This window comes from Nostocoides jenkinsii Ben 74 (genome assembly GCF_001046875.1).
GTDB classification, from domain to species: Bacteria; Actinomycetota; Actinomycetes; order Actinomycetales; family Dermatophilaceae; genus Nostocoides_A; species Nostocoides_A jenkinsii.
Map to the genome: position 1 here is coordinate 2,221,253 of NZ_HF571038.1, position 10,093 is coordinate 2,231,345.

General features: G+C 70.5%; 10 protein-coding genes. 7 read left to right on the plus strand and 3 right to left on the minus strand.

The features are described from left to right. The 3 genes from BN13_RS10500 to BN13_RS10510 form a co-directional block, all read right to left on the minus strand. A partial coding sequence (locus BN13_RS10500) for a type II secretion system F family protein (protein WP_048546643.1) occupies positions 1-965 on the minus strand: 965 nt, incomplete at its 3' end. Then, positions 962-1,993 (minus strand): TadA family conjugal transfer-associated ATPase, encoded by a 1,032-nt coding sequence (locus tag BN13_RS10505; RefSeq protein ID WP_053079773.1) that lies wholly within the window; start codon positions 1,991-1,993, stop codon positions 962-964. The genes BN13_RS10505 and BN13_RS10500, both read right to left, overlap by 4 nt. A gap of 3 nt (positions 1,994-1,996) precedes the next feature. Continuing rightward, complete coding sequence (locus BN13_RS10510; RefSeq protein ID WP_048546645.1) at positions 1,997-2,704, minus strand: hypothetical protein; 708 nt, start codon at positions 2,702-2,704, stop codon at positions 1,997-1,999. A 126-nt stretch (positions 2,705-2,830) separates the two neighbouring features. Between BN13_RS10510 and BN13_RS10515 the strand changes: the two genes are divergently transcribed. From BN13_RS10515 to BN13_RS10545, 7 genes are all read left to right on the plus strand, one after another. After that, positions 2,831-3,670, plus strand: a complete 840-nt coding sequence (locus BN13_RS10515; RefSeq protein WP_048549071.1) for a Fic family protein — start codon at positions 2,831-2,833, stop codon at positions 3,668-3,670. Between the two features lie 205 nt (positions 3,671-3,875). Then, entirely contained in the window at positions 3,876-5,072 is a 1,197-nt protein-coding gene (locus BN13_RS10520) for a histidine kinase (RefSeq protein ID WP_084733694.1), read from the plus strand. A gap of 21 nt (positions 5,073-5,093) precedes the next feature. Next, positions 5,094-5,876, plus strand: a complete 783-nt coding sequence (locus BN13_RS10525; protein WP_048546647.1) for a LytR/AlgR family response regulator transcription factor — start codon at positions 5,094-5,096, stop codon at positions 5,874-5,876. Then, complete coding sequence (locus BN13_RS10530; RefSeq protein ID WP_048546649.1) at positions 5,873-6,253, plus strand: hypothetical protein; 381 nt, start codon at positions 5,873-5,875, stop codon at positions 6,251-6,253. Before BN13_RS10525 ends, BN13_RS10530 begins: the two co-directional genes overlap by 4 nt. Beyond that, positions 6,250-7,758, plus strand: a complete 1,509-nt coding sequence (locus BN13_RS10535) for a sodium/solute symporter (protein ID WP_048546651.1) — start codon at positions 6,250-6,252, stop codon at positions 7,756-7,758. The genes BN13_RS10530 and BN13_RS10535 overlap by 4 nt, the downstream gene beginning before the upstream one ends. 224 nt (positions 7,759-7,982) lie before the next feature. Continuing rightward, positions 7,983-8,321, plus strand: coding sequence for a DUF485 domain-containing protein (locus BN13_RS10540; protein ID WP_048546654.1), 339 nt, complete (start codon positions 7,983-7,985; stop codon positions 8,319-8,321). Next, positions 8,318-10,009: a solute symporter family protein gene (locus tag BN13_RS10545; protein ID WP_048546656.1), complete on the plus strand. Its 1,692-nt coding sequence runs from the start codon at positions 8,318-8,320 to the stop codon at positions 10,007-10,009. The genes BN13_RS10540 and BN13_RS10545 overlap by 4 nt, the downstream gene beginning before the upstream one ends. Positions 10,010-10,093: the final 84 nt, after the last annotated feature.

The following is a 10,093-nucleotide window of genomic DNA, read 5'->3' on the forward strand; positions in this document are numbered from 1 at the left end:
GCCGCCCTGACGGCGCCGGCGGGTGCCGCCCCGTGGTCGATCGCCAGACCGAGGGCGAGGGCGACGGGCTCCCACTCCGGCGCGGCATACGCCCAGGCCTCGTCGTGCGCGAGACCCCAGCGGTAGGCAGCGGCCACGCGTTCGAGGTCGGCGCGAACCCGGCCCCGGCACGACGGGACCACGGCCTCCAAACACTCGATCACCCCGGCGCCGCCGCTCAGTGCCAGATGCAGCAGCAGTGCCGCATCGGTGATCTCGGCCGTCGTGCTGACGGGGTGTGGCGGATCGGGCGGAAGAAGCCTGGGACGCAGGGCCCGCGACAGGATGCGCCGAGCCCCCGCGAGCCCGCCCAGGGCGAACCCGAACCCGATGATGCAGCCCACCGCCGCCGGGATGTTGCCATAGAGGCGCCACGGCGGGATGCCCATCAGGGCTCCAATCGGGACCCCGGCGAAGGGCAACAGCAGCATCAGCATCATCGACGAGCGCGCCCCGGAGGTCACGGCCTCGAGTCGCTCGGCCGCGGCCCGCTGCTCGCGCAGTTGCTCCGCCGACCACGCCACCGCCGGCTGCAGCGCGCTGCCGCTGACCTCGGTCAGGCTCCACGCGCCAGCGAGCAGCCGCAACTCCGGCACCTGTGCCATATGCCGCGTCCACACCACCCCGCCCGGGTCGCCGCGCAGCAGGGCTCGCCGCACGTCCAGCAGGACACCGGCGACCACGGAATCTGGTGGCAGCCGCTCCGCCGCGATCTCCACGGACCGAGCGGGCGTGAGCCCGGCCTGCAAACACATGGCGATGGATTCCAGCGCCCCGGCCACGGACTCGGCGCGTTCCGCCGCCGACTGGTCCCGGCCAGCGCCATCACCTCCCGAGGCGTGGCGCGCGCGCCGACGACGGGGCCAGACCAACCAGGCAGCGGCGAGCAGCAGCCCGCCGATCAGGATCGCACCGGCGGCGCTCACACCTGTAGCCGTTCGATCGACTGGATCACCCGGCCCCCGGGCCGCCGCGCAACGTGGACGACGTGGTGGATGGCCGTGGCTACCTGAGAGCGGACAGCCTCGCGCGACATACCGGCCAGCGCCCCGAGCGCCTCCAGCCGCGCCGGCACGTCGGCGGGTTTGTTGGCGTGCAAGGTGCAGCAGCCGCCCTCGTGACCGGTGTTCAGCGCCAACAACAACTCCCGGACCTCGGCGCCGCGCACCTCCCCGACCACCAGCCGGTCCGGCCGCATCCGCAGGGCCTGGCGCACGAGATCCACCAGGGTGACCAGACCGGTGCCCTCGACATTGGCCGGCCGCGCCTGCAGTCGGACGACGTGGGCGTGGTGCAACGGAATCTCCAGCACATCCTCGACGACGAGCAGCCGCTCGGTGGGGTCGACCTCGGCCAGCAGCGCCGCCAGCAAGGTCGTCTTGCCCGCCCCGGTGCCGCCGGTCACGACGAAGGCCTGTTTCGTGGCCACCAACTCGCGCAGGTGGTCGGCCTGCGCCGCCGTGCACATCCCCACCGACTCCAGGTCGGCCAGCCGCAGCGCCCCGCGCCGCAGCAACCGCAAACTGATGCTCGTGCCTTCGGCCGCAAGCGGCGGCAGGATCGCGTGCAGGCGCACCCCACCCGGCAGGAGCCCGTCGACCCACGGCTGGCTATCATCGAGCCGCCGACCGGCCAGGCCCGCCAAGCGCACCGCGAAGCGCCGCACGTGAACGGCGTCCGGGAAGTCGTGATCCGGGCAGCGCTCCAGCCCGCGCCCTCGATCCACCCAGGTCAGACCGTCACCGTTGACGAGGATGTCAGTGATGCCCCGCTCGCCGGCCAACGGCGCCAGCGGTCCGAGACCAGCGAGGTCGGCCAGGAGCCGTGCTTCCTCCCGCAGCACGCCCTGGGCGCCAAGGCGATCGGCGAGGTCGTCGACGACGGTCTTGATCACGGCGGGCGCGGGCGCCTGGCCCGCCCGAATCCGGGCGTCGATGGGTGCGGCGAACTGCATGGCTCACACCGCCTCGACCAAGGCGGTGGCCAGCGCGTCCGCTACCCGGGCGAGCGGCCCCCGAGACCGCTCGCCCGGAAGGTCGCCGCGCTCCACCGCCCGAGCGACGGTGCGATCGTCGGCCAGCTCCCCCAAGAGCGGCAGGCCGACGTGCCCGGCCAGCGCCGCGGCGAGCCCGGAATCGGGACGCCGCCCGCGGGTCACCACGCCAGCACACCCGGCCACCTCCCGATGACGCACCGCCGCAGCAACGTCCGCCAGCCCGGAGGGACTCAGCCCCGCCACGATCAGCCACGCCTCCCCGACCCCGGCCAACGGCCAGGACCGCCCCCAGTCGATCACCACCAGATCGCACACCCGACCCAGGCTCCGCACGACACCGGTGAAGGCGGCCGGTGGCACGTCCTCGTCGAGCACCCCGTCGGGGGCGCCGGTCGCGCGCCCGGCCGAGAGCACCGCGACCCCGGCGGCCACCGGCAGATGCCCCAGCAGCCGCTCCCCGTCCACCGGTCCGTCCACCTCCACCAGATCGCGCCAGCGGTAGCCCGGCTCATGCTCCACTCCTGCCGTGACGTGCAACCCCCCATGCATGACCGTGCCGTCCACAACCACTGCAGTCCCGCCCTGCCGCACGACCGCAGCCCCCAACGCGCAGGTCAACGTGGAGACCCCCAGCCCGCCCGAGGCCGACGTGATCCCGAAAATCGCCATACCCGAGGATGCAAAGGGATCGCGCCCCTCGGCCACCTATCGCGGCCACCCCTGTGGACGAAGATCACAACTGCCCAATCGGCGCCTGTGGACAACCCCGGTCGGGGTGCGGCATACAGTGCCACCGTGCTTGCTCCGCTGGCTGCCCTGACCACGATCGCCGACCTCCCCGAGGTCGTCGCGGCCAACGATCGCGCCCGCGAAGCCTGCACGCGACTGCGCTGGCACCAGGCCCTGCGTCGTCGCATCCCCGAGGGCGCGGCCGAGTCCCGCATCCGCGGGGCGTGGGCAAGCGCCGAACTCGACGGGGCCCGCTCCGACCTCGACGTCGTCCGCGATCTCATGCGCGGAGCCCGCGACCGGTCGACGGCTCCGGATCCCGCCGAGCAGGTGATCCACGGCGCCATGGCCGCCACCGCCGCCACCGAATCCCTGGGCGCCCAGCTACGGCAAGCCCCACGCCAGGCCATCGCCCGCCTGCACCTCGCTGCCGCCGCCGAACTCGTCCCGGAGGAAGAACTCGGCCGCCCGCGCCCCAGCGGTCGCGACTGCACGGAGTTCGCCATCCTCGGCCCGGCCGCCCCGTCGGCCGCCGCCGCCGCCCGACTGGACGCCCTCGATCCCATCCTCGCCGAGCCCGACCTGCCCGCGCTCGTCGTCGCCGGCATCGCCCACGCCGAGATCGCGCATGCCCGCCCCTTCACCCGCGGCAATGGGATCGTCGCGAGGGCCGTCGAACGGACCGTCATCAAGACCGCCGGACTCGACCCGACCGGCGTCGCCGTTCCCGAGGTCGGGCACCACCGCCGAGGCGCCGCGGCCTACCACGGTGCGCTCGCGGCATACGGGCAAGGGACCCGGGCCGGGATCGTCGTCTGGCTGGAGCACTGCGCCGACGCGTTGGTCGCCGCCGCCGACGAGGGACACGCCATCGCCGACGCGGTTCTCGCCGGTCGCCTTCGGTAACCGAGGTCACCGCCGACGGCGAGGTGAGTTGCACCGGACCTGCTTATGCCTCACGATTGGCGCAGGTGACTCCCTTCGGGTCGAGCCACCCGCTCACGTGGGATTACCCCCCCGAGTCCACGTGAGCGCGGCCCCGGTTGCCTCCCCCCCAACCGGGGCCGTTCCCGTTCTCCGGGATCTCCCGTCTCGGGGAGAGGGGATTCGTATGGGCGATCAGATCCACTGGCCGACCGCCGCCGGTGTTCTCGTGGTGCTCGCCGCGGTCCTGCTCGCCTCGCTGCTCGCCCGCCGGGTTCGCGGGCGATCCCGGGGATTCCTCAGCGACACCCACCGCGCGACCTACGAGACCCTGCACACGGCGGCCCTGGCCTCGCGCCACCTCAGCGCCGGCCTCACCCCGGAGGGCTCCGGCAAGGCGGCTCGGCATCTGCGCCAGATGCTCGGCACGCATGCGGTCGCGCTGACCAGCCTCGACGGCGAGGTCACTTGGGATGGCGCCGGACGACACCACGCCAAGGACGCTCAAACCGCGAGCGAACGCACCCTCCGCACGGGCGAGACCGTCGTTCTCGATCACCGCGACGTCGCTTGCACGGACGCCAACTGCCATATCCGGGCCGCCATCGTCGCCCCGATCGTGACGGATGGTCGCGTGGTGGGGGCGCTCGCGGCATACGGACCGGCAGTGACGGCGGGGCTGGCGCGGGCCGCGGCCGAGGTCGCGAGTTGGCTCTCCACGCAGGTCGAACTCGCGGATCTGAGCCGCGAGCGGGCGCGGGCGAGCGAGGCCGAACTTGCCGCGCTGCGCGCCCAGATCAGCCCGCACTTCATCTACAACTCCCTCGGCGCGATCGCGTCCTTCGTGCGGACCGATCCCGAACGCGCCCGGGAGCTGTTGTTGGAGTTCGCCGACTTCACCCGCTATGCGCTGCGCCGCGGCGGCGCCTTCACCACGCTCGCCGACGAGTTGCGCAATGTCGAGCGCTATCTCGTCCTGGAGCAGGCGCGCTTCGGCGAGCGCCTCCAGATTCACCTCCTCATCGCCCCGGAGGTGCTGTCCGTCCAACTGCCCTACCTGGCCATTCAACCCTTGGTGGAGAACGCGGTTCGCCACGGCCTGGCCGCGAAAGAGGGCGTCGGCACCGTGACCCTGACCGCCGCCGACCGCGGGGCGGAGGCGGAGATCGTCGTCGAGGACGACGGCGTCGGGGCCGATCCCGAGCGGATCCGCGCCATCATCGACGGCATCGCCCCGGGCGAGTCGCACGGCATCGGCAATGTCGACGCGCGCCTGCGCACGGTGTATGGCGATGACCACGGTCTCGTGGTCGAGACGGCTCCCGGGGCGGGAACCCGGTGCTCCTTCCGGATCCCTAAATTCGCCCCGCACACCAGGGCGTGAGCAGGCCGTAGGCTGCGTGCGATGAGTGGCGAGACGTCCAGCGGGCTGTCGGCGCTGGTGGTCGATGACGAGGCACCGGCGCGCTCGGAGTTGCGCTACCTCCTCGACCGCGACGAGCGCATCGGCGCCATTCACCTCGCCGCCTCGGGCACGGATGCCCTCCGACTGCTCGATGCCGAGCACATCGATGTCATTTTCAGCGACATCTCCATGCCCGGACTGGACGGGATGGAACTCGCCCGCATCCTCAGCCGGTTCACCCAGCGCCCCGCGGTTGTCTTCGTCACCGCGCACGACCAGCACGCGGTGGATGCGTTCGCGGTTCACGCCGTCGACTACGTGATGAAGCCGGTCCGCCCGGAGCGGCTTGCCGAGGCCGTGCGCCGCGCCGCCGCGGTCGTGGCGGGGACCGGGGCTGCGGCGGGGGCCGCCGACCCACGCCACAGCGCCGATGACGAGTCCGTCCCTGACGAAACCATCCCGGTCGAACTCGGCGGGGTCACCCGCTTCGTCAACCGTGCCGACATCCGTTATGTGATTGCCCACGGCGACTACGCGCGTCTGCACACCGAGACCGGCTCCCACCTCGTGCGAGCGTCGCTGGCCTCGCTGGCGGACCGGTGGGCGGCCGCGGGCTTCGTCCGTATCCACCGCAGCACCCTGGTGGCGATGCCGCATGTCACCGAAGTCCGGATGAACCAGGGCCGCTGCGCGGTGATCGTCGGCGGCGTCGAACTCGCCGTCAGCCGCCGCCACCTGCGCGATGTGCGCGCCCACCTGCTGCGTCCCCGCGACCTGGCGTGACCACCCCAACCCAGCCCCCCGCCCGGGTGCGGGTCACGAGTTCGCGGCGGCGCGCCATACGACATCTTGATCGGCCGGTAGCCGAGGAACTCACCGAGCAGACCCGGCTCGGCGATGTGTATGTCGCCGGGCTCATGCGCGCCCAGTTGCGGCTCTCGGCCAGCGTGCTCCTCGTCGCCGCCCTGCTCCTGGGGGCGGTGCCGCTTGCCCTGGCGATCTGGCCCGAGCTGCGCCTGCTGCGAATCGGTCCGCTTCCCGTCCTGTGGCTGGTGCTCGGCGTCGCCGTCTATCCGGCGGCCGTGATCGGCGCCCGCTATTACACGCGCGCCAGCGAAAATCTCGAGGCGACCTTCGTCGACGTCATCGACAAGACATGACCCAGCCACTCAGCCTGGCCGCGATCGTCGCGGTCTGCGTGGCCACCTTGGCCATCGGCAGCTACGGCCTGCGCATCTCGCGGGCGACCTCGGACTTCTATGTGGCCGGCCGCCAGGTGACGCCGTGGCGCAATGCGAGCGCGATCAGCGGCGAGTACCTCTCGGCGGCGTCCTTCCTCGGCGTCGCCGGGCTGGTCTACAGCCGCGGCATCGACATGCTGTGGTTCCCGATCGGCTACACGATGGGCTATCTCGTCCTGCTCGTCCTCATCGCCGCTCCAATGCGGCGCTCCGGTGCCTACACCCTGGCGGACTTCGCCGAGCTGCGCCTGGAATCGCGCCGGATCCGCGGGCTCTGCTCGGCTCTGGTGGTCGGCATCGGGTGGTTCTATCTCATCCCGCAGCTCCAAGGGGCGGGAATCGCGCTGCGCCAGGTCACCGGCTGGCCCACGTGGGTCGGCGGCACCGTCGTCTCAGTGGTCGTCGCCCTCGCCGTCAGCGCCGGCGGGATGCGCTCGATCACGCTGGTGCAGGCAATGCAATATTGGGTCAAGGTCACGGCGATCTCGTTGCCCGCCTTCATCCTTTTGGCCGTATGGCGCGCCGATCCCGCCGCCCCATCCCTGGACCCGGCGACCTTGTGGGTCTCCGCGGGAACCGGTCCCGGATCGGGACTCTATGCGACCTATTCGACCTTGCTCGCCCTGTGCCTGGGCACGATGGGACTGCCGCACGTTCTCGTGCGCTTCTACACCAACCCTGACGGCCGCGACGCGCGCCGCACCACGGTCGTGGTCCTCGGCCTCCTCGGCATGTTCTACCTCTTCCCGCCGGTGTATGCCGCGCTCGGCCGCGCCTATGCCTCGCGCCTCCCGGAGGGGGCCCGGACCGACGGGATCGTCCTGCTCGCACCCCACCTTCTCCTCGACGGGACCTCAGCGAACCTCTTGTCGGCGCTCTTGGCCGGCGGCGCCTTCGCGGCCTTCTTGAGCACCGCCTCCGGGCTGGCGATGTCCGTGGCCGGAATCCTCGACCAGGATGTCGCCCGGCGCCTGTTGCCGCGGTTCGCCGGGGAGGATCTGCCGGACCGCCTCGGGATCCGGCTCGCGACCGTCGTCGGCCTTGCGGTCCCCCTTGTTGTCACGTGGCTGCTGGCTCCGGTCGGCCTGGCCAGCACCGTGGGGCTGGCCTTCGCAGTTGCGGCCTCAACCTTCGCCCCGTTGCTGGCGCTCGGGGTGTGGTGGCCCCGCCTGACGACCGCGGGCGCGACGGCCGGTCTCATCGTCGGCTCGGTCACGGCCAGCCTCGCCGCCGGTGCGACCCTGCTGGGCTTCACCAGCGACGACAGTTGGCTCGCGCTGCTGCTGGCCCAGCCGGCGGCCTGGTCGGCGCCCCTCGCCTTCGTCGTCACGATCGCCGTCTCGCTGCTGACCCCCGGCGCGATCCCGCCGCACACCCGCGCGACGATGGCACGCCTGCATACGCCCGAGTCGCTGCTGACCTGAACATCCCTGCTGACCAGAACATCCCTGCTGACCCGAGGAACAAACCCGCAGGTCACGACCGTTCGGCGCGCGAGAGGCGCCGTTCGGCGCAGACGCGGGACCCGCATAGCGAAGCCGTGCCCCGCTCGGCGCGACCTGGGTCGCGCGTGCTGGCGCCGCGGCATACGACAAGGGAAGGGTGGCTCCGAGCGGCAGGCAACGAGGCCTGCCCCAGATGGCCGGAGGTGGCCTTGAGCACCAAACCGACTGCCACCAGCGAGGCCTATGTCGCTGTGCAGCAGAGCCCCGAATTCCAGAGTCTGCGGCGCAAATTTCGCGGCTTCGTCTTCCCGGCGACGGCGTTCTTCCTCGCGTGGTACTTCCTCTATGTCCTGTTGTCGATCTTCGCGCCGGGCTTCATGAACAAGCACGTGGCGGGCAATGTCTCCGTCGGGCTGATCTTCGGATTCCTGCAGTTCGTGACGACCTTTGCGATCACCTTCATGTATGCCCGTTGGGCCAACCGGGAGTTCGACCCGGCGGCTGAAGCCTTGGGCGACCACCTCGACGGGAGCGCCAAGTGACCAGCCTCAGCACCCTCGCGACCGCCACCACGGTCGGCAACCCGAAGCTCAACATCGGGATCTTCCTCGCCTTTGTCGTCTTCACCCTCGCGATCGTCATCCGCGTCGCGTCGGGCAAGAAGACCGCCGAGCAGTACTACACCTCGGCCGGCGCCTTCTCCGGTCGCCAGAACGGCATCGCCATCGCGGGCGACTATCTGTCGGCGGCGTCATTCCTCGGCATTGCCGGCGCCATCGCCCTGACCGGCCTGGATGGCTTCCTGTATTCGATTGGCTTCCTCGTCGCGTGGCTCGTGGCGCTGCTGCTGGTCGCCGAACTCATGCGCAACACCGGCCGGTTCACGATGGCCGACGTGCTGTCCTATCGGCTGCGGCAGCGTCCGGTGCGGATCGCGACCGCCGTGTCGGTCATGTGCGTGTCGTTGTTCTATCTGCTGGCGCAGATGGCGGGTGCGGGCGGGCTGGTCTCGCTGCTGCTCGGTGTCTCGGGCGACACGGCGCAGAACATCGTCATCGCCATCGTGGGCACCGTCATGGTTACCTATGTGCTGGTCGGCGGCATGAAGGGCACGACCTGGGTGCAGATCATCAAGGCCATCCTGCTGATCGCGGGTGCGTTCGTGATGACCGTATGGGTGCTCGGCAAGTACGGCTTCTCCCTCAGCGGGCTGTTCCAGGGTGCCGTGGACACGACCTCGGGTTCGTCGGTGGAGAAGACCTCCAAGGCGGCCGAGAAGCTCACCACCTATGGCATGAAGTACGGCAAGGACACGACCACCAAGATCGACTTCATCTCGTTGTCGCTGGCGCTGGTCCTCGGCACCGCCGGACTCCCGCACGTGCTGCAGCGGTTCTACACCGTCCCCACCAGCAAGCAGGCTCGCAAGTCGGTCGAGTGGGCCATCTGGCTCATCGGTGGGTTCTATCTGCTGACCCTGGTCATCGGCTTCGGCGCCGCCGCACTGGTCGGGCCGGACCGCATCAACGCAGCCCCTGGCAAGGCCAACGCCGCCGCGCCGCTGCTGGCCTATGAACTCGGCGGGTCCACCCTGCTGGGCATCATCTCCGGCATCGCGTTTGCGACGATCCTCGCCGTGGTCGCCGGGCTGACCATCGCCGCGTCGGCAACGTTCGCGCATGACATCTACAAGGAGGTCATCAAGAACGGCCAGGCGACCGGTGAGCAAGAGGTCAAGGTCGCCCGCATTGCCTCGATGGTGATCGCCGTCGTCGCCATCCTCGGTGGCATGTTGGCCAAGAGCCAGAACATCGCCTTCCTTGTCGCCTTGGCCTTCGCGGTCGCGGCGTCGGCGAACCTGCCGACGATCCTGTATTCGCTGTTCTGGAAGGGCTTTAACACCCGAGGCGCGCTCTGGTCGATCTATGGCGGTCTCATCTCCTCGATCGGCCTGATCATCTTCAGCCCGGTGGTCTCCGGCAAGCCGGGAGTGCCGACCAAGCTCGCGGACGGCACCATGGCCAACCTGAGCCCGTCGATGATCACGAACCCGAACATCGACTTCCACTGGTTCCCGCTGGACAACCCCGGCCTGGTCTCGATCCCGATCGGCTTCCTGCTGGGCTATGTCGGCTCCAAGCTCAGCAAGGAGTTCGACGCCGCGAAGTATGCCGAGATGGAGGTCCGCTCCCTCACCGGCCACGGCGTCGCGGAGGCGATCGACCACTAAGGCAGCCAACCTCCCGCCCACGAACTTGAGCACGCCTTACGAACTTGAGCACGCGTTGCAACGCGTGCTCAAGAACGTAAGGCG

Excerpts from the sequence above, each read along its gene's own strand:
- BN13_RS10525 (WP_048546647.1), top strand. The coding sequence starts at position 5,094 with ATGAGTGGCGAGACGTCCAGCGGGCTGTCGGCGCTGGTGGTCGATGAC.
- BN13_RS10535 (WP_048546651.1), top strand. The coding sequence starts at position 6,250 with ATGACCCAGCCACTCAGCCTGGCCGCGATCGTCGCGGTCTGCGTGGCC.
- BN13_RS10520 (WP_084733694.1), top strand. The coding sequence starts at position 3,876 with ATGGGCGATCAGATCCACTGGCCGACCGCCGCCGGTGTTCTCGTGGTG.
- BN13_RS10510 (WP_048546645.1), bottom strand. The coding sequence starts at position 2,704 with ATGGCGATTTTCGGGATCACGTCGGCCTCGGGCGGGCTGGGGGTCTCC.
- BN13_RS10505 (WP_053079773.1), bottom strand. The coding sequence starts at position 1,993 with ATGCAGTTCGCCGCACCCATCGACGCCCGGATTCGGGCGGGCCAGGCG.